This window comes from Rugosibacter aromaticivorans (assembly GCF_000934545.1).
Lineage (GTDB): Bacteria > Pseudomonadota > Gammaproteobacteria > Burkholderiales > Rhodocyclaceae > Rugosibacter > Rugosibacter aromaticivorans.
Genome location: NZ_CP010554.1, coordinates 2,407,724 through 2,428,035, shown reverse-complemented (window position 1 = coordinate 2,428,035; position 20,312 = coordinate 2,407,724). Strand labels below are relative to the sequence as shown.

The window sequence follows — 20,312 nt, the reverse complement described above, 5'->3', positions numbered from 1 at the left end:
AGTGTTTGGCGAGCTGATGTTGTAACTGAGTTGTCTAACTGGTCGCTTAACAGCGCGCGGCAACAAAGGACTTAACCGCTGCGACATCTGCTGCCATGACGGTAACTTGTTGCGGTAGTGATTCGATACCTTCGAGCGGTAAAGGCCGCAAGGGGTCGCGATCGAGTGCCTCGCGGATGGTTTCGGCAAACTTTACCGCTTGCGCAGTTTCCAGCACGATGGTCGGCAAACCAGGCAGGCCATGCTCACGTGCTACCTTCACGCCATCTGCTGTATGCGTGTCTATCATCAGCTGATGGCGTTGCCAGACATCGCGAATGGTTGCCAGACGATCAGCATGAGAGCTGCTGCCAGAAACAAAGCAAAACGCAGGTAGATGTGTCATGAATGGGGTTGCGTTGAGATCAAAGGTGCCGCCTGCATCGACCGATTGCCATAACTCACGAACGACTGCCGCATCGCGGCCAACCAGATCGAACACAAAACGCTCGAAATTCGAGGCCTTGGAAATGTCCATTGAAGGACTGGATGTCACGTGTGTCTCGGAAGAGGTGCGTGGCCGATAAATACCGCTGCGAAAAAATTCGTCGAGCACATTGTTTTCATTCGTTGCCAATACCAAGCGTGCAATAGGCAGCCCCATCATGCGCGCAATATGACCAGCGCAGATGTTGCCGAAATTCCCCGAAGGTACGCTGAAAACCACTTCATCATCATTTGACCGAGTCGCTGCGAAATAGCCCTTGAAGTAATACACGATCTGCGCCGCAACGCGCGCCCAGTTGATTGAATTCACCGCGCCGATTTTGTAGCGGGCTTTGAATTCAGCATCATTCGAGACGGCTTTGACAATGTCTTGTGCATCGTCAAACATGCCACGCACGGCAATGTTGAAAATGTTCGGCTCATCCAGCGAGTACATCTGCGCCCGCTGAAATGCGCTCATTCGGCCTTCAGGCGAGAGCATGAATACGCGCACATTGTGCTTGCCGAGCATGGCGTATTCGGCCGCTGAACCCGTATCGCCGGACGTCGCGCCAAGGATGTTGATTGTTTCACCCCGTTTGCCCAGGGCATACTCAAACAGATTGCCAAGAAGCTGCATGGCCATATCCTTAAAGGCCAGGGTTGGTCCATTGGATAATTCCAGCAAGTGGAAATCTGGTGCAAGCGATGTGAGTGGAACAATATCTGCCGCGTTGCGCCCGGGGCGGCAATAGCGGTAGGTTTCTGCGGTGTAGGTCTTTTTGCAGATAGCGCGTAAATCTGCCGACGGAATATCGTCGATAAACAGACTGAGGATACGAAAGGCAAGTTCGGCATAGTCGAGCGAGCGCCACTCGTTCAGCCGATCAGCGACTTGCGGATAGTGCTCTGGCAGATAAAGGCCGCCATCGGGCGCCAGCCCGCCAAGCAGAATGTCAGAAAATGATTGAGTGGCAGATTGGTTGGCAGATACGCCACGTGTTGAAATGTATTTCATGATAGTCAGATGATGGCGAAGAAGATAAAAAAGCCGGTGTTACCCGGCTTTTTTATTTTTACGGCGAATAAGCGCGCATTTTACACACTCATTTTTTCAGGAAGTTGGTCCAGTCATACCGCAATCTGAGATCCAATCCATAGCCGGGCGCATCATTGTCGTGGCCCCACATGTCGTATTCATAGTACTCCGACTGATGCGACGCAGCGCGGCCAACACCACCGTACTCAAACAACCAGCCTGAAGGATTCACTGAATAGAAAGTGAACATCTGGTCATTGGCATGCTTGCCCAGTTTAACGGTCACTGGAATATTCAAGTCGCGGACAATATCATGAGTCTGGCCAATATCGTCGATATTATCGACTTCCAGCATCAGGTGATTGATGCGTTTCTCTGCTGGGCCGCCAAGGAAAGCAACAGAGTGATCGCGATCATTGCAGTGCAGGAAGATTGGCTTTGCGGTAATGCCGATTTGCGGGATTTGCAGATGATATTCAACCGAACCGCGCATACCCAGTACATCAGTGTAAAAACGATAGGCTTTCTGGGTATCGGTTTGACGGATAATGATATGCCCCAGACCTTGCTGGCCGGTCAGAAAGCGCCCATGCATTCCACGCCCCGGGTGAAAGGGCTTGTGAAAGTCGATGCGCGGACCATGGTAAATTTCTGTCGGATTGCCACCTGGATCGAGGAACTTCACCAGATCGAGTACGCTGCGTTCGGCGCAGTCGGCTTCGCTGCCACGTTGATACTTAACACCTGCGGTCTCTAGTTGACGCAGCATTTGGTCAAACTCTTCTGGCCCGGCAACACGCCAGCCTGCATAGTCCAGATCGTCCGTGCCGCTGTTATGCACTGTAATACGGTGATGCTGGTAATCCATGCGAATGTAGAAGCGATCTTTCTCGCCTTCGTCAAAAACCTCCAGCCCCATGACTTTGCTTGCATATTCGCGCCAGGCGTCCATATTTGAAACGCCAAAGCCTAAATAACCTAGTTCAGTTACTCCTACCATTTTTTATTCCTCCTGGAAATGAAATACCCGAGACCATCTAATAGCCCGGAGCGTTGCAACATTCTGGATGCAGATACAGAAACAGAATCATAGCGCTAAATTCCAGTGTGCAACACATTCAAATCGCTGATTTTCTTCATTGATGCCGTCAATGAGGCTATATATATACAACCGACTTCTGACTGCTCAGCCCAGGGCTTCCATACGCAGACGTATCACCTTTTTCTTTACCACGGGCAACGCTTCGATTTTCACGATAGCGGCATCGATGTTTTTCTCGACCGTCACGTGCGTCAGGATGATGATATCTGTGTGGGATTCGCCTTCATTGGGTTCGCGTTGGATCATGGCGTCAATGGAGATGGTTTGGTCAGCCAGAATTCGCGTGATGTCAGCCAGCACGCCGGGTTTGTCTTCCACGCGCAGGCGCAGGTAGTAGCTAGTTTCTACTTCAGATAGCGGTAGCACCAGGGTATCCTGGACTGCACTGGGTTGAAATGCGAGATGCGGCACGCGGTGTTCGGGGTCAGCGGTATGCATGCGGGTGACGTCGACAAGATCGGCGATCACGGCCGAAGCCGTTGGCTCGGCGCCTGCGCCACGCCCGTAGTACAAGGTGGCGCCTACAGCATCGCCCTGGACCAGCACGGCATTCATGACGCCCTCGACATTGGCAATGAGTCGTTTGGCGGGGATCAGCGTCGGATGCACGCGCAGCTCAACACCATTGGGACGACGACGGGTCATGCCGAGCAGTTTGATACGGTAGCCTAGCTGCTCGGCATAGCGGATATCGTCTGCTTCCAGCTGGCTAATGCCCTCGATATGCGCGCGGTCAAACTGCATGGGAATGCCAAACGCAAGTGCAGAGAGTATGGTGATCTTGTGGGCCGCATCGATGCCTTCGACATCAAACGTGGGGTCGGCTTCGGCATAACCCAGGCGCTTTGCATCCTGCAACGCTTCAGCAAAGGAGATGCCCTTGTCACGCATTTCGGAGAGAATGAAGTTCGTGGTGCCATTGATGATGCCGGCGATCCACTCGATACGATTGGCCGTTAACCCCTCGCGCACGGCTTTGATGATGGGTATCCCGCCTGCAACCGCCGCTTCAAAGGCAACAATCACGCCACGGGTTTGCGCTGCAGCGAATATTTCATTGCCATGCACGGCCAGCAGCGCCTTGTTCGCGGTGACCACGTGCTTGCCATTGGCAATCGCTTGCATCACCAGTTCTTTCGCCACGCCACAGCCGCCAATCAGTTCGACAACGATGTCAATCGACGGATTGGCGGCCACCGCAAAGGCGTCATCGGTGACAGCAACTTTACCGCCGGTAACCTGTTTGGCCAGCGCCGTATTTTTATCCGCCACTTGCGTGATACGGATCGGCCGCCCGGCGCGGCGGGTAATTTCTGCTTCGTTGCGGGTCAGCACGGTAAACGTGCCGCCACCGACGGTGCCAATGCCGAGCAGGCCAACGTTCATCGGCTGCATGATTTCTTTTACTTTATTTGAGTTATTTGCCATGACGTGCGCGATAAGAGTCACAAAAGCGCGCGATGCGGCCAATGGCCTCGCGCAAATCATCTTCATGCGGTAAAAAGACGAGACGGAAATGGTCGGGGTGCGGCCAGTTAAAACCGCTGCCTTGCACCAGTAATACTTTTTCAGCCACCAAGAGTTCGGAGATGAATTCCTGATCATCCGTAATCGGATAAATCTTCGGGTCCAGACGCGGGAACATGTACAACGAGGCTTGCGGTTTGACGCAGGTAACACCCGGAATGGCGGTAATCAGCTCATAAGCGATGTCGCGCTGGCGACGCATGCGCCCGCCGGGGGCAACCAGATCATCGATGCTTTGATAGCCACCCAATGCCGTTTGAATACCCCACTGCCCGGGTGCGTTGGCGCACAGCCGCATTGAGGACAGCATGTCGAGTCCCTCGATGTAGTCATGCGCCGCCCGTTTATCGCCCGACACGATCATCCATCCAGCGCGGTAGCCGCAGGCACGGTAGTTTTTAGACAGGCTGTTAAACGTTATGGTCAGCACGTCTTCTGCCAGCGCGGCGATGGATGTATGCGTGGCGCCCTCATAGAGCACGCGGTCATAGACTTCATCAGCATAGATGATCAGGTCGTGTGTGCGCGCGATTTCAACGATCTCTTTGAGTAAATCATCGGGATATAGCGCGCCCGTCGGGTTGTTCGGATTGATGACGACAATGGCACGCGTGTTGGGGGTGATCTTGGCGCGAATGTCGTCCAGATCAGGCAGCCAACCGGCCCCTTCATCGCACAGATAGTGCCGTGGCGTGCCACCAGAAAGACTCACGGCGGCAGTCCATAACGGGTAATCAGGGGCAGGCACCAGCACTTCGTCGCCATTGTCGAGCAGGGCATTCATGGCCATGACGATCAATTCAGAAGCGCCATTGCCAATGTAGATGTCTTCGATGGTGACACTCTTGATATGCTTTTGCTGGGTGTAGTGCATCACCGCTTTGCGCGCCGAAAAAATGCCTTTGGAATCCGAATAACCGGCCGCATTGGGCAGGTTGAGTATCATGTCCTGCTGGATTTCCTCGGGTGCATCGAAGCCAAATGCAGCCAGATTGCCGATGTTGAGCTTGATGATCTTGTGGCCTTCTTCTTCCATCTGTTTGGCGCGCGCGAGCACAGGCCCGCGAATGTCATAACAGACGTTGTTGAGTTTGGCGGATTTTGTCACAGGCTGCATGCGCAACCGTCCTTTCTGCAAGATGCCACCGACTGGGCCGGTAACAGGAAAATGTATAATTTTACTCAAAGCGGCTGCCATGCCGCAAATTAAGATTTGACGCGACCTTGATGGTTTTGTTCAAGGGCGCTCATTATGACGAATGCTAACAGCCGATCCCATCTGACTGCTACTGCCTGATGAAACTCCACTCCACTGCCCCGACTGGTTTGCTGGCCGTTACCGCCTACGATGCAGCCGGTATTACTGTTGGTGGCCGCAGGTTATCGCGCAGTTTCATCCTCACCCCGCAACGCCTGATTGAAGACTGGCCGCCGGTCTCGCTGGATACGCTGTGTGAAGCCGATCTGGAAGTCCTGGTGACATTGAATAGCCCGATTGTGCTCTTGGGCACCGGGCTGCGCCAGCGTTTTCCCGCTCCCGCCCTGTTGCGGCCATTGAGTGCGCGCCGCATCGGCGTTGAGATTATGGACAGCTTTGCCGCCTGCCGCACGTACAACATCCTGATGGCCGAAGGTCGTGAGGTTGCGGCTGCACTTATTCTGGAAACTCTATGACTGTTCCGAATTTTCCTTTACGCCGTGGCCCTTTGCTGCTGGTATTCCTCATTTTCGCTGTGTTCTGGTTTGGCAGCCTTGATTATCGTCGCCTGATTGATCCCGATGAAGGCCGTTATGCCGAGATTCCGCGTGAAATGGTGGTTAGCGGCGACTGGCTGACGCCACGCCTGAACGATCTCAAATACTTCGAAAAGCCGCCTTTGCAATACTGGGCCACGGCAATCGCCTACACGCTGTTTGGCGAGCATCACTGGACGGCGCGCCTGTGGTCTGCGCTGACCGGATTTATGGGAATTCTCTTCACGATCTTTGCGGTGGCCAGGTTATTTAATCCAGCCACAGGGTGGATTGCCGGTGCGGTGATTGCCAGCAGCCTGTTGTGGAATCTGATTGGTCACGTTAATACGCTGGACATGGGCGTGAGTGCTTTTCTCGCCGCTGCGATCTTTGCGCTCTGTCTTGCCCAGCGGGATGACGCGACGCCGTTGGAAAGTCGGCGCTGGCAAGACGGCGCCTGGGTTCTGCTGGCGCTGGCGACACTCTCCAAAGGATTGATCGGCATCGTCCTGCCTGCCGCCACCGTGGTGCTTTACGCCTTGTGGCAACATGATTTGAATCTTGTTTCACGCATCCGTCCCTGGCGCGGGCTGGTGATTCTGTTACTTATTACCGCGCCGTGGTTCATTGTCGTGTCGTTCGTTAATCCGGAGTTTGCAAATTTCTTTTTTATCCATGAGCACCTCCAGCGCTTCCTCACCAAAGTGCACCATCGCTACGAGCCGATGTGGTATTTCATCCCGATACTGCTGATCGGCATGCTGCCCTGGCTGGGCAGTCTGTTGCCTGGCATCAAGGCAGGTTTTGGCGAAGACGCCAGCAAACGTTTTCAGCCGCAACGCTTTTTGCTGGTCTGGGTCGTGCTGGTCTTTGTCTTTTTCTCCATTTCCGACTCCAAGCTGCCTTCGTATATCCTGCCCCTATTCCCCGCGCTGGCAACGCTTGTCGCCCTGCATCTTAATTCACCGGTGACAGCGCCGCGTCGCATCGGTGATGCCCTGTTTGCCGGGGGTATTGGTCTGGTAGGCCTGTGTTTCGTGCCCTTGGTTAGCCATCGTGCCGATACGCTGGAAATGGAAGCGATCTACCGGCTCTACCAGCCCTGGCTGTATGCGGCGGCTGCGTTATTTGCAGTGGGTGGCGTCGCGGCATTTTTTCTCGCACGCAAGCATTCTCTGGCGGCGATAGGGGCGCTGGCTGCTGCCAGTTTTTGCAGCGGACAGGCGATCATTCTCGGACATGACGCGTTTGGTGTGGTCAACTCGGCTCACGATGTGGCCCTGGCGGTTCGCGCGCAAGTGCCGCCGGGCGTCCCGTTCTACAGCGTGAATACCTATGACCAGAGCTTTCAGTTTTACCTGCAACGCACGACGACCATGGTCGACTACAAGGATGAGCTGGGCTTTGGCATCCGCCAGGAACCACAAAAATTTATCCCGGATATTGCCAGCTTTGCCATAGTTTGGCGGCAGACACCCGTTGCCTGGGCGCTGATGCCGCCTGATACCTGGGCGCATCTCAAAGCGCAGGGATTGCCGATGGTTGAAGTCGCCCGCGACCTGCGTCGCGTCATCGTCAGGAAAGATGTCTCCTCGAGCCCTCGCCTCGAGGGAGCCAAGCCATGAACGCCATCAGTTTTTCACTCATCCTTACCGGCGTGCTGCTCAATGCTGCGGCACAACTGCTGCTCAAGGCGGGCACCAATGTCGTCGGCCATTTTGAGTTTCATGCCAGCAACATTCTGCCCATTGGTTTAAAGCTCGCCTTTCAGCCTTATATCATGGGTGGCATGGCGTGTTATGTGGTGAGCCTCGTGATATGGATCATGGCGCTCTCGCGCGTGCCGGTTTCCGTTGCCTATCCGATGCTGTCAATTGGTTATGTCGTCAATGCCTTCGTCGCCTGGCAATGGTTTGGCGAGGCGCTGGCAGCGCAAAAATTGTTGGGTATAGGCTTTATCGTTATCGGTGTGATTCTGGTGACACGCTCATGAGCGCCATCCGCCGCGCCGCCCGCGCGAGCGCGGAATATTGTTCGGCGCTCCCTCCCAGCCTCCCCCGCCAAGCGGGGGAGGTGACTGGTCACCCCCGCCCTTGGGGCGGGGGAAGGGGGGTGGGCAGTTACATTTCCCAAAAGGGTGCGCAAGCGCACCCCCTTTCGCGGAAAGGGGGGTGGGGGAAATGTCCATGAGTTTTCTGCCCTTTACTCGCCCAACGATCGACGAAGAAACGATCGCCGATGTGGCGGGCGTTTTGCGCTCCGGCTGGATTACCAGCGGGCCGAAAGTGCAGGCATTCGAGGCCGCGCTCTCCGCGTATTGCGGGGGCCGTCCGGTGCGTGCCTTCAGTTCCGGCACGGCCGCGCTCGAAGTGGCGTTGCGCCTGGCAAAAGTCGGCGCTGGTGATACGGTGATTACCACACCGCTGACCTGGGTTGCTACCGCGAATGTCATCCTCGAAGTGGGCGCCACGCCGGTTTTTGTCGATGTCGATCCGGCAACGCGTAACATCGATCTTGATCAACTTGCCGCGCGCATCACGCCGCAGACCAAGGCCATCATTCCGGTTGACCTCGCCGGCCTGCCCGTTGATCGTGACCGGCTGTACGCGATTGCCGGAAAACACCCGCTGCGTGTTATCGAAGATGCGGCGCAATCCTTCGGCGCAACATGGAATGGTCAGCCGATCGGCACCTCGTTTGGCGACAGGCGCGATTTTGTGGCTTTCAGCTTCCATGCCAACAAAAATCTCACTACCGGTGAAGGCGGTGCGCTGGTGCTGCCTGTCGATATGGACCTCGCGCTATGCGAGCGCCTGCGTTTGCAAGGCTTTCAGCGCTTCGCTGATGGCGGCATGGACGTGGATGTGCTTGGCGGAAAATTCAACCTGACCGACATCGCCGCTGCCATCGGCCTGGGCCAGTTAAAACGGCTCGATGAATTCACCGCCCGTCGTCGGGAGTTGGTGCAACGTTATTTTGCAGGTCTAGACCATACGTTGGGTCTGCAACTTCCGCTGGCCGATTTTGCCAACAGCAACTGGCACATGTTTCAGGTACTGCTGCCTGACGGCACTGATCGTGGTGCATTCATTGCCACAATGAAAGAAAAGGGCATCGGCATCGGCGTGCATTACCCGGCGTTGCATCTGTTCTCACTCTACCGCGCCATGGGTTTTAAGCCCGGTGACTTTCCGCAGGCCGAGCGCATCGGCGCTGCAATCGTCACGCTGCCGCTGTTTCCTGCCATGCAGGATGCTGATGTAGATCGCGTCTGCGCTGCATTGACCCAAACACTTACCCAAGCGCTTGCTTGAACTTTGCCCAAAACACATGACTATGCCCACCCTCTCTGTTGTCATTCCGATCTATAACGAGGAAGCCGGATTGCCTGCGTTGTTCGCTCGCATCTATCCCGCGCTGGATGCGTTGGGCGAAACTTACGAAATCATCTACGTGAATGACGGCAGCCGCGACCGTTCTGCTGCCTTGCTGCGTGAGCAGTTCGCGCGGCGGCCCGATGTTACCCGCGCCCTTTTGCTGGCTGCCAATGCCGGCCAGCACATGGCCATCATGGCGGGCTTTGAGTACTGCCGGGGCGAGATCATTGTCACACTGGATGCCGATCTGCAAAACCCGCCCGAGGAAATCGGCAAGCTGATCGCCAAGATGAAGGAAGGCCACGATTATGTGGGCAGCATTCGCAAAAAACGTCAGGACAGCCTGTTCCGCACCTGGGCCTCGAAAGCGATGAATCAGCTGCGTGAAAAAATCACCCGCATCCGCATCACTGATCAAGGTAATATGCTGCGCGCGTATTCACGCGGCGTGGTCGATGCTATCAACAGTTGTAAAGAGGTTGCCACCTTCATCCCGGCGCTGGCCTATACCTTTGCCCGCAACCCGGCCGAGGTGGTGGTCGAACACGAAGAGCGCGTTGCGGGTGATTCAAAGTATTCGCTCTATAGTCTGATTCGCCTTAACTTTGATTTGATGACCGGCTTTTCGCTGGTGCCGCTGCAATGGTTTTCCATGCTGGGGATGCTGGTTGCGCTGGGCTCGGGCACGCTGTTTGTGTTGCTGATCGTGCGCCGCCTGATTTTTGGGCCGGAGGCCGAAGGCTTATTCACACTGTTCGCGCTGATGTTCTTCCTCATTGGTCTGGCGCTATTCGGCATTGGTCTCTTGGGCGAATATATTGGTCGCATCTACCAGCAAGTCCGTCTGCGGCCACGCTATCTGATTGAGGCAGTGCTGGAAAACGACGTTTCGGTGCAGGCTAACGTGAGCGAAGCGAACGTTAAGGTGGCGGTAGCCGCCGACCAGCGCCAAAAGAAGGAATAGGAAAAGATGGCGCGTGCTGTCGTTTTTGCTTATCACAATGTTGGCGTGCGTTGCCTCGCTGTGTTGCTCGCGCATGGTGTCGAGGTGGCGCAGGTCATTACCCATCGCGACAATCCTGGTGAGCAAATCTGGTTCGATAGCGTCGCCGAGTTCGCTGCGCGTTATGACATTCCGGTGATCACGCCGATTGATCCGAATGATCCCGCGCTGGTTGCGGAACTCGCGGCGCTCCGGCCCGATTTTCTGTTTTCGTTTTACTACCGGCAGATGCTCAAAGCCCCGTTGCTGGCGTTGCCCCGGCAGGGCGCTTACAACATGCATGGCTCGCTGCTGCCCAAATATCGTGGCCGCGTGCCGGTGAACTGGGCCATCATTCACGGCGAACGTGAAACCGGTGCCACGCTGCATCAGATGCTGGAAAAACCGGATGCCGGTGGCATTGTGGCGCAACAGGCGGTGCCGATTCTGCCGGATGACACGGCGAGCGAGGTGTTTGCCAAGGTGACGCTCGCTGCCGAGCTGGCGCTTGACCGCGTATTGCCCGATTTGATCGCCGGGCGCGTCACACCGCAGCCGCAAAATCTTGCGGCGGGCAGCTACTTCGGTAGCCGTTGCATGGATGACGGACGTATCGACTGGCGCCAACCGGCAGCGGCTGTACATAACCTGATACGCGCTGTCGCACCCCCGTATCCTGGCGCATTTTTTGATACATCGCAAGGCCGCTTGCGTGTGTTGCGCTCGCTGCATCCACAGGGCCAGCGTGGCACGCATGGTCAGCCCACGCTGTTTGCGCAGAACAGCCGCTGGTACGCCGAATGCGGCGATGGACAGGTTTTATGCCTGCTCGCGGTAGAATTCGCGGGTTCTTCTCTTTCAGCTGCGACCGACAATCCGCTCCACGCGATTTTCGGTACACCCACGGTTTCTTTGCTATGAAAAAAATCCTCATTCTTGGTGTCAATGGTTTCATTGGCCATCACCTTTCCCAGCGCATCATGGACACCACCGACTGGGAGGTGTACGGCATGGACATGAACTCAGCGCGTGTCACTGAGTTGATGACCCACCCGCGCTTTCACTTTTTTGAAGGCGACATCACCATCAATCGGGAATGGATCGAATATCACGTCAGAAAGTGCGATGTCATCCTGCCCCTGGTCGCTATTGCTACACCAGCGACTTATGTCAAAGAACCGCTACGGGTTTTTGAGCTGGATTTTGAAGCCAACTTGCCGATTATCCGCCATGCAGTGAAGTACAAAAAACGGGTGATTTTTCCCTCCACGTCCGAAGTTTACGGCATGAGCCAGGACGCGGAATTTGATCCGGAAAATTCCAACCTGGTGCTGGGCCCGATCAACAAGCCACGCTGGATCTACTCATGCGCCAAACAGATGATGGACCGTGTGATCCATGCCTACGGCCAGCAAGAAGGGCTGGATTACACGCTGTTCCGCCCCTTTAACTGGATCGGGCCGGGACTGGATTCAATCCATACGCCGAAAGAAGGCAGCTCGCGCGTTATCACGCAGTTTCTTGGTCACATCGTGCGCGGTGAACCAATTCAGTTGGTTGATGGCGGTGCGCAAAAACGTTCTTTCACCTATGTGACAGACGGCATAGACGCTTTGATGAAAATCATCGCCAACAAGAGTGGCGTTGCGAATGGAAAAATTTATAACATTGGCAACCCGAAGAATAATTATTCAGTGCGCGATCTGGCGACCATGATGCTCGATCTGGCCAAACAGTTTCCCGAGTACGCAGAGACTGCCGCCAAAGTGACGGTGCTGGAAACGACCTCGGGTGAATACTATGGGGCAGGCTACCAAGACACCCAGCATCGTGTGCCCAAGATCAGCAACACCATGGCCGATCTTGACTGGGAGCCTAAGGTTGCGTTTGCCGATGCCTTGCGCAGCATTTTCGAGGCTTATCGCCACGATGTTGCTGCCGCACGTCAATTGATGGATTAAGTGGCGATGAAGTTGGCGCTAAAAATTGATGTGGATACCTTGCGCGGAACTCTGCATGGGGTGCCGCGGTTGATTGAGATTTTGCAACAACACGAGGCCAACGCCAGTTTCCTGTTTTCGATGGGACCCGATCACACGGGCCGTGCTATCCGCCGCGCGCTGCGCCCCGGCTTCATGAAAAAAGTGCAGCGTACCTCGGTGGTCGCGCACTACGGCATCAAGACGCTGATGTATGGCACGCTGCTACCTGGCCCGGATATTGGCCGCCGTGGCGCAGACGTGATGCGTGCTGCGCGCGACGCTGGCTTTGAGACGGCGATCCATTGCTGGGATCACGTTAAATGGCAAGATGGTGCGGCTAAAGCCAATGTGGCGTGGACTGAGCGTGAGATGCGCAGTGCCCATGCGCGCTACCATGAAACGTTTGGGGTCGAGGCACAAGGCATGGGCGCGGCGGGTTGGCAGATGAACTCACATGCGCTGCGCATGACGCAGCGGTTCGGCTACCGCTGGGCTTCGGACTGTCGCGGTAGTCACCCCTTCATGCCGGTATGGAATGGAGAAGTTGTTTTATGTCCGCAATTGCCGACAACACTGCCCACATTGGATGAGCTGATTGGCACGGAGGATTTGACGAGTGACAACGTGCATCACCGGTTGTTGCGCTTAACCGCGACTCAGCCCAAAGCTCACGTGTTCACGCTCCACGCCGAACTCGAAGGTCTAAAGCTTGGTGACACGTTGGCACGCTTGCTCACTGGTTGGCGCGAGCAAGGTTATCAATTGATTTCGCTCGGCCAGATGCGGGATGCACTTGACTTGGCAAAGCTGCCTCGCCATGAAATGATTCGCGGTGCAGTGCCCGGTCGTTCTGGCACCTTGATGTTGCAGGGCGAGGAATTTTTATTACCATGGAAGGAAGCTGCATGAACCACGTTACATCTACGTTCACCTCTACGTCTGCATCTGCGTCTATGGCACCGACCCAGCCCTCGGTTGTCGGTTTGGTCGTTCCTGAGTTTACAGCCCCTGCAACAGGGGGTGATTTCATCCTTTCCGCCCATCTTGGACACCCCGTCGTGCTGTACTTTTATCCCAAGGACAACACACCGGGTTGTACGACACAGGCGCAACAGTTTCGCGATTTGCATGCCGAATTTGTCAAGGCAGGTTGTGTTGTTTTTGGTGTGTCACGTGATTCGCTCAAATCACATGAAAGCTTTAAAGCTAAATTTGGTCTGCCGTTCGAATTAATTTCTGACATTGAAGGCTCGCTATGCCGCATGTTTGATGTTGTTAAAAACAAAATGCTGTACGGCAAAAAAGTACTGGGCATTGAACGTAGCACTTTTCTGATTGATGCGCATGGTGTGCTGCGGCATGAATGGCGCGCCACCAAAGCCGATGGCAATGCCGCGGCTGTTCTTGACGCGGTGATGAAAATTTAATCCTTGATAAGGGGCGCAATCTGCACTTTCATCGGCGCCTTGCCTAATAGCCAGGATTGCTATCGTGAGCCCATCTTGTCAACTTTGAGATAGCCATGAACGCAAAACGTGCAACAGCAGCAAAGAAAGCCACCACCAAACTTTTTGTGCTTGACACCAATGTGTTGATGCACGACCCGCTGTCGCTCTACCGTTTTGAAGAGCATGACATCTTCGTGCCCATGATGGTGCTAGAAGAGCTGGATGCCAACAAAAAAGGCATGACAGAAGTTGCGCGTAATGCGCGTCAGGCCAGCCGCATGCTGGACGATGTTGTGAGTGGCGCCGAGCACAACATGGCCGCGGGCATTCATCTAGGCGAGGCATCGCGCGGGTTGGCCACGGGACATCTTTTTTTGCAGACGGAAGCGATCGATAGCACCCTGCCCAGCGCGCTACCTACTGCCAAGGCAGACAATCAGATCATCGGCGTAGTGATGCATCTCGGCCAGGTATTTCCCCAGCGGCCGGTCATTCTGGTTTCCAAAGACATCAACATGCGCATCAAAGCGCGTGCCCTGGGTCTTGAAGCGCAAGATTATTTTAACGACAAGGTGCTGGAAGACACTGATTTACTCTACACAGGTACGCTCGAACTGCCATCCGACTTTTGGGAAACGCACGGCAAGGGCCTGGAGTCATGGAAAAAAGATAGCCGCACCTATTACCGCATCCAGGGCCCGCTGTGTCCTGATTTGCTAGTGAATGAATTTGTTTGGCAGGACGAGCCACAGCCTTTTCAAGCGTGGGTAAAAGTCGGCGCTGGCAAGACGGCGGAACTGGAAACGCTGACCGATTACAGCCATGCAAAAAATGCCATCTGGGGCATCGTAGCCAGAAATCGCGAGCAAAATTTCGCCTTGAATTTGCTGATGCATCCGGATATCGATTTTGTCACATTGCTTGGTCAGGCAGGGACTGGAAAGACATTGTTGACCCTGGCTGCTGCCTTAACGCAGACCTTGGAGACCAAGCGATTTTCTGAAATCATCATCACCCGCGTGACCGTTCCCGTGGGTGAAGATATCGGATTTTTGCCAGGAACAGAAGAGGAAAAAATGACGCCCTGGATGGGGGCTCTGGAGGATAACCTTGACGTGCTAAACAAGCCCGATCCTGCAGGCGCGTCCGGTGGCGCCTATGGCGGCGAGTGGGGTCGGGCTGCCACCATGGATTTGATTCGTAGCCGCATCAAAGTTAAGTCACTTAACTTCATGCGGGGCCGCACGTTTCTTAACAAATTTCTCATCATCGACGAAGCGCAAAATCTGACGCCGAAACAGATGAAAACGCTGATCACGCGTGCAGGCCCAGGCACCAAAGTGGTGTGCCTGGGCAATATCGCCCAGATTGATACGCCGTATCTCACCGAAGGAAGCTCGGGGCTAACCTATGTGGTCGATCGTTTCAAAGGGTGGGCCTATTCAGGCCATGTTACCTTGCAGCGAGGCGAACGTTCACGATTGGCGGATCATGCGGCCGAAGTGTTGTAAGCTACACCCCACGCTCACGCCAAGGTTTCTGTTTGGAAGCCTTCTCTTCAGGATTTGCCGTTTGTTTGCTGGTGGTTTATTGGTGTTCCTTTTTCTATGCGGCCCTCCTCTGCTAAGCCCACTCATGACGAAGCTATCGCGGCTACAAAGCGCTGGCTAGAGCGCGCGGTCATTGGCCTGAATCTTTGCCCGTTTGCAAAAACGGTGCATGTCAAGCGCCTGGTGCGCTATGCCGTCAGTAGTGCGCAAACCAGCGATGCCTTGCTTGACGATCTTGAGCGTGAATTGCGCACCTTGGTTGCGGCCAAGCCGGAAAATGTGGACACCACCCTGCTGATTCTTCCCTACGCGCTGGCGAAATTTACAGACTTCGCCGACTTTCTCGATCTGGTTGAGATTGCCCTGAAAGTGCAAGGGCTCACGGGCGTGATTCAAGTCGCCAGCTTTCACCCGCAGTATCGATTTGCTGACGCTGAGGCAGATGACATCAGAAACTTTACCAACCGCTCGCCGTATCCTATTTTTCATCTCTTGCGAGAAGAAAGCCTGGCACGCGCGATACAGGCTTTCCCCAACCCTGCCGTCATTTACGAGCAGAACATGGCGACTCTCCGTGCTTTGGGGCTGGCGGGTTGGCTAGCGCTGGGGTTGGACGCACCGAATGCGCCGCAAGGCGTCAATAGCAATCCGCTGGACGTCGATTAGGCGTAGTATTTGACAATGTTGCAGCAACCCCGCAGCACGTAGTTTTTGCAGAGTTTGCTCGCAGCGAATGCGCGCAGCGTGTGCTGCCTATTCACCCTAACTTTTCAGGAGAACTTTCATGGCCAAAGGACAAATGCGCAGTAATCGTGAGCAGAAAAAACCCAAAAAAGATAAAACCAAACCGGTCGCTCCAACTGTGCCGTTCGGGGGCGGGCAAGGAGGGGCAGCCCTGCCCAAAAAGTAGTCTGCTGCATGAGCCACCTTATGGCGGGTGCATCTACTGACCATGCCATAGACATGTGGCTAAAAAAGACATGAGCCGCTACCGAACGGAAACCGATACCTTAGGCGCTATGGATGTACCGCGCGAACGGCTGTGGGGTGCGCAAACCCAGCGTTCGCTGGCTTACTTTGCCATTGGCAAAGACACCATGCCGGGTGAACTCATTGATGCGCTGGTGTTGGTTAAGCGCTCGGCAGCGCTCGCCAATGCACACCTCGGCGAGGTCGAGCCACGCATAGCGCAGGCGATTGTCAGCGCAGCAGATGAGATTCTCAATGGCCAATGGCCGGATGAGTTTCCCTTGTCTGTTTGGCAGACCGGCTCGGGCACGCAAACCAACATGAACGTGAATGAAGTCCTGGCGAATCGCGCCTCAGAGCTATTGGGTGGTGTGCGTGGCATGCAGCGCAGTGTGCATCCGAATGATCATGTCAATCGGTGCCAATCATCCAATGACGTTTTTCCGACAGCGATGCACGTGGCGGCGGTGACGCAGCTGGAAAAATTGCTACTGCCCGCGCTGCGCCAACTGCGGCAAACATTGCATGAAAAATCGCAGGCCTTTGCGTATATCGTCAAATTGGGCCGCACCCACTTGCAGGACGCGACACCGCTCACGCTGGGGCAGGAATTCTCTGGCTATGCGGCCCAACTCGAGATTGTCGAGCGGGCGATTGATGCTGCGAAGAAAGAGCTTTTTGCGTTAGCGCTGGGGGGTACGGCCGTGGGCACCGGGCTCAATGCCCACCCGCAATTTGCCGTCCGTGCAGTGGCGGAATTGACCGCCTGTACGGGGCTTTCATGGACGTGTGCAAGTAATCGGTTTGCTGCCCTTGCCGGTCACGAGCCGTTGGTGTTCACGCATGGCGCACTGAAAACCCTGGCTACGGCGCTGATGAAAATTGCCAATGACATTCGCTGGCTTGCGAGTGGGCCGCGCGCGGGTCTGGGGGAATTGCAATTGCCCGAAAATGAGCCGGGCAGTTCCATCATGCCGGGCAAAGTGAACCCGACGCAATGCGAGGCACTTACCATGGTTGCCGCGCAGGTGCTGGGCAATGACGTGGCACTGAATATCGGCGGTGCTTTGGGAAACTTCGAGTTAAATGTATTCAAACCATTAATTGCCTACAACTTTTTGCACAGTGCCCGATTACTGGCAGACGCCATGCAAAGTTTTGAACGTCATGCAGTGCGGCATGTCGAAGCGAATGGGGAACACATTCGCGAATCATTGCGCCGCAGCTTGATGCTGGCTACGGCATTAACCCCGCACATTGGTTACGACAAAGCTGCCGCAATTGCCAAAAAAGCCCATGCCGAGGGTTTGTCGCTACGAGATGCCGCGCTGGCCTCGGGGTATGTGCAAGCTGATGAGTTCGACGCGTGGGTCATTCCAGAAAACATGGTCTGACTCATCCCTTCAATAGATAAGGAAATCCGATGCATCATAATCTCTTCAATAGCTATCAACAATTCAACAGCGCTGCCGCTGAACAATCCGGCTTCTACAATTTATCAGCGCTTGAAGCCGCGGGCCTTGGACGCGTCAGCCGTTTACCTGTCTCGATCCGTATTGTGCTCGAATCCGTATTGCGCAATTGCGATGGCAAGAAAGTCACCGAAGCCCATGTGCGGCAACTGGCGGCCTGGCAGCCGAATGCGCCGCGCGTGGATGAAATTCCGTTTGTTGTTGCACGCATCCTGTTGCAGGATTTCACCGGTGTGCCGCTGCTCTGCGATCTGGCCGCGATGCGCGAGGTGGCGCAACAGCTCGGCCATGATCCCAAACGCATCGAACCGCTGGTACCGGTTGATCTGGTGGTGGATCATTCGGTGCAGGTCGATCACTATGGCAGTAAGGATGCTTTACGTCTCAATATGCAATTTGAATTTGAGCGTAATCACGAACGCTATCAATTCATGAAGTGGGGCATGCAGGCCTTCGATACGTTCAAGGTTGTGCCGCCGGGCATAGGCATTGTGCATCAGGTGAATCTTGAATACTTGTTCCGTGGCGTGCAGCAGCGTGATGGCGTGTGCTTTCCGGATACGCTGGTCGGCACGGATAGCCACACCACCATGATCAACGGTGCCGGTGTGGTGGCATGGGGTGTCGGTGGCATCGAGGCTGAAGCGGGCATGCTCGGCCAGCCGGTATATTTTCTGACGCCGGATGTGGTTGGCGTCGAGCTGCAAGGCAAATTGCCGGAAGGCGTTACTGCGACCGATCTGGTGCTGACCATTACCGAAATGCTGCGCAAGGAAAAAGTCGTTGGCAAATTCATCGAATTTTTTGGTGAAGGCGCAACGCATTTGTCGCTGACTGATCGCGCAACGCTCGCTAATATGGCGCCTGAATATGGCGCCACCATGGGCTTCTTTCCTGTCGACGATTTGACTGTCGCTTATTTGAAAGGCACCGGGCGGAGCGATGCCGAAGTGACCCGTTTCGAAAACTATTTCAAGGCACAGGGATTATTCGGCATCCCCAAACGCGGCGACATCGATTATTCAAGCACGCTGAGCCTGGATCTTGCCGGCGTTGTGCCTGCGCTGGCAGGCCCCAAGCGGCCGCAGGATCGAATTCCGCTAAGCCAGGCCAAAACGGCGTTTGCCGAGACCTTCGCCAAACCTGCGGCCGACAATGGGTTTGCCCGCAACCCCGCCGATCTGGCGAAGCGCTTTAAAAGCCAGGATGGTTTGGACGTGGGCAATGGCGACGTGTTGATTGCCGCCATCACTTCCTGTACCAACACCTCCAACCCCAGCGTGATGATCGCGGCTGGTCTGCTGGCCAAAAAAGCGGTGGAAAGTGGCTTAAGTGTCGGCCCGCACGTCAAGACATCGCTTGCCCCCGGCTCGCGCGTGGTCACTGAATATCTGACGCAGTCCGGCTTGTTGCCGTATCTCGAACAGCTGGGCTTTAACGTAGCAGGCTATGGCTGCACCACCTGCATTGGTAATTCCGGGCCACTGGCGGCACCAATAGAAGATGCGGTGGTAAAGAACGATTTGATTGGTGCGGCGGTGCTGTCGGGCAATCGCAACTTTGAAGCGCGTATTCATCCCAACATCCGCGCCAACTTTCTTGCCTCGCCACCGCTGGTTGTGCTGTATGCGCTGCTGGGCACGCTGCAGAAAGATCCGTTGACCGAGCCCATCGGTTATGGAAAAAATGGGGATGCTGTCTGGTTGCGTGATCTCTGGCCATCAAGCCGCGAGATTGAGGCCTGCATGCAGACCGCGATGAATCCGGCCACTTTTCGTCGGCTATATGCCGACCTCACGAAAGATCATGTGTTATGGAATGCGATTAATTCCAGCAGGGGGCAGGTGTATGCGTGGCCCACGTCGACCTATATCGCCAAGCCGCCTTTCTTTAGCGACTTCGGCATGTCGCCCGTTGCGCCGGCTGTGCTGCGCAATGCGCGCGCGCTGGCTATTTTTGGCGATTCGGTGACGACCGACCACATCTCACCTGCCGGTTCGATCAGCGCGACGTCCCCTGCCGGGCAATGGTTGCTGGATCACCGTGTTGCCAGCGCCGACTTTAATTCGTATGGCTCGCGGCGCGGCAACCACGACGTGATGGTGCGCGGCACCTTTGCCAATGTGCGCATCAAAAATCTGATGCTGCCGCTCAAAGCCGATGGCGCGCGCGAGGAAGGCGGCTTGACGCTGCATCAACCCTCGGGTGAGCAAGTGTTCATTTTCGATGCCGCCATGCGCTACATGGCGGACGGCGTGCCCACGGTTATTTTTGCCGGCGAAGAGTATGGCACTGGCTCATCCCGCGACTGGGCAGCGAAGGGCACGCAACTGCTCGGTGTTAAAGCCGTTATCGCCCGCAGCTTTGAGCGCATTCATCGCGCCAATCTTATTGGTATGGGCGTCTTGCCATTGCAATTTCTTGGTACGGACTCGGCCGGAGCGTTGGGGATTATTGGCAGCGAGATTTTTGATCTCGAAGGATTAGACGGCGACATACAGCCGCAGCAAGAGGTGACCCTGGTGGTTCATGAATCTAATGGCACAACGCGGCGCATCGCACTCCGCTTGCGGATCGATACACCGATTGAAGTTGATTACTACCGGCATGGCGGCATCTTGCCGTTTGTGCTGCGTCAGCTTTTGTCTGCATGACGTTGTATGAG

Annotated in this window: 18 protein-coding genes; 14 read left to right on the top strand and 4 right to left on the bottom strand. The window is 55.3% G+C overall.

The features are described from left to right. Positions 1–46: 46 nt before the first annotated feature. The 4 genes from thrC to PG1C_RS12060 all read right to left on the bottom strand — a co-directional run bounded on the left by thrC (position 47) and on the right by PG1C_RS12060 (position 5,250). Positions 47–1,483, bottom strand: coding sequence for a threonine synthase (gene thrC / locus PG1C_RS12075; RefSeq protein ID WP_202635001.1), 1,437 nt, complete (start codon positions 1,481–1,483; stop codon positions 47–49). A gap of 88 nt (positions 1,484–1,571) precedes the next feature. Further along, positions 1,572–2,504: a biphenyl-2,3-diol 1,2-dioxygenase gene (bphC, locus tag PG1C_RS12070; protein ID WP_202635000.1), complete on the bottom strand. Its 933-nt coding sequence runs from the start codon at positions 2,502–2,504 to the stop codon at positions 1,572–1,574. Between the two features lie 186 nt (positions 2,505–2,690). Beyond that, complete coding sequence (locus PG1C_RS12065; protein ID WP_202637058.1) at positions 2,691–4,001, bottom strand: homoserine dehydrogenase; 1,311 nt, start codon at positions 3,999–4,001, stop codon at positions 2,691–2,693. Positions 4,002–4,023: 22 nt separating this feature from the next. Continuing rightward, positions 4,024–5,250 carry a pyridoxal phosphate-dependent aminotransferase gene (locus tag PG1C_RS12060; RefSeq protein WP_202637057.1) on the bottom strand — a complete coding sequence of 409 codons (1,227 nt, stop codon included), beginning with the start codon at positions 5,248–5,250 and terminating at the stop codon, positions 4,024–4,026. A gap of 179 nt (positions 5,251–5,429) precedes the next feature. Between PG1C_RS12060 and PG1C_RS12055 the strand changes: the two genes are divergently transcribed. The 14 genes from PG1C_RS12055 to acnA all read left to right on the top strand — a co-directional run bounded on the left by PG1C_RS12055 (position 5,430) and on the right by acnA (position 20,301). Next, positions 5,430–5,807 (top strand): Mth938-like domain-containing protein, encoded by a 378-nt coding sequence (locus tag PG1C_RS12055; RefSeq protein WP_202634999.1) that lies wholly within the window; start codon positions 5,430–5,432, stop codon positions 5,805–5,807. Beyond that, entirely contained in the window at positions 5,804–7,492 is a 1,689-nt protein-coding gene (locus tag PG1C_RS12050) for a glycosyltransferase family 39 protein (RefSeq protein ID WP_202634998.1), read from the top strand. Before PG1C_RS12055 ends, PG1C_RS12050 begins: the two co-directional genes overlap by 4 nt. Continuing rightward, entirely contained in the window at positions 7,489–7,860 is a 372-nt protein-coding gene (locus PG1C_RS12045) for an SMR family transporter (RefSeq protein ID WP_202634997.1), read from the top strand. Before PG1C_RS12050 ends, PG1C_RS12045 begins: the two co-directional genes overlap by 4 nt. A gap of 193 nt (positions 7,861–8,053) precedes the next feature. Further along, positions 8,054–9,181 carry a DegT/DnrJ/EryC1/StrS family aminotransferase gene (locus tag PG1C_RS12040; RefSeq protein WP_202634996.1) on the top strand — a complete coding sequence of 376 codons (1,128 nt, stop codon included), beginning with the start codon at positions 8,054–8,056 and terminating at the stop codon, positions 9,179–9,181. A gap of 16 nt (positions 9,182–9,197) precedes the next feature. Then, positions 9,198–10,208, top strand: coding sequence for a glycosyltransferase (locus PG1C_RS12035; protein ID WP_202634995.1), 1,011 nt, complete (start codon positions 9,198–9,200; stop codon positions 10,206–10,208). Between the two features lie 6 nt (positions 10,209–10,214). Then, entirely contained in the window at positions 10,215–11,147 is a 933-nt protein-coding gene (locus PG1C_RS12030; RefSeq protein ID WP_202634994.1) for a formyltransferase, read from the top strand. After that, on the top strand, positions 11,144–12,187 hold the full coding sequence (locus PG1C_RS12025) for a bifunctional UDP-4-keto-pentose/UDP-xylose synthase (protein WP_202634993.1): 1,044 nt from the start codon (positions 11,144–11,146) through the stop codon (positions 12,185–12,187). Before PG1C_RS12030 ends, PG1C_RS12025 begins: the two co-directional genes overlap by 4 nt. Before the next feature lie 6 nt (positions 12,188–12,193). Further along, positions 12,194–13,117: a polysaccharide deacetylase family protein gene (locus PG1C_RS12020; protein WP_202634992.1), complete on the top strand. Its 924-nt coding sequence runs from the start codon at positions 12,194–12,196 to the stop codon at positions 13,115–13,117. Positions 13,118–13,161: 44 nt separating this feature from the next. Next, positions 13,162–13,635 (top strand): peroxiredoxin, encoded by a 474-nt coding sequence (locus PG1C_RS12015; protein ID WP_202634991.1) that lies wholly within the window; start codon positions 13,162–13,164, stop codon positions 13,633–13,635. Between the two features lie 95 nt (positions 13,636–13,730). Beyond that, positions 13,731–15,167 carry a PhoH family protein gene (locus PG1C_RS12010; protein ID WP_202634990.1) on the top strand — a complete coding sequence of 479 codons (1,437 nt, stop codon included), beginning with the start codon at positions 13,731–13,733 and terminating at the stop codon, positions 15,165–15,167. Positions 15,168–15,263: 96 nt separating this feature from the next. Beyond that, on the top strand, positions 15,264–15,872 hold the full coding sequence (locus tag PG1C_RS12005) for a DUF1415 domain-containing protein (protein ID WP_202634989.1): 609 nt from the start codon (positions 15,264–15,266) through the stop codon (positions 15,870–15,872). A 118-nt stretch (positions 15,873–15,990) separates the two neighbouring features. Next, on the top strand, positions 15,991–16,116 hold the full coding sequence (locus PG1C_RS14770) for a hypothetical protein (RefSeq protein ID WP_257719918.1): 126 nt from the start codon (positions 15,991–15,993) through the stop codon (positions 16,114–16,116). Between the two features lie 70 nt (positions 16,117–16,186). Next, positions 16,187–17,569, top strand: coding sequence for a class II fumarate hydratase (gene fumC, locus PG1C_RS12000; protein ID WP_202634988.1), 1,383 nt, complete (start codon positions 16,187–16,189; stop codon positions 17,567–17,569). A gap of 29 nt (positions 17,570–17,598) precedes the next feature. Then, on the top strand, positions 17,599–20,301 hold the full coding sequence (gene acnA, locus PG1C_RS11995) for an aconitate hydratase AcnA (RefSeq protein WP_202634987.1): 2,703 nt from the start codon (positions 17,599–17,601) through the stop codon (positions 20,299–20,301). The last annotated feature ends 11 nt before the right edge of the window (positions 20,302–20,312 follow it).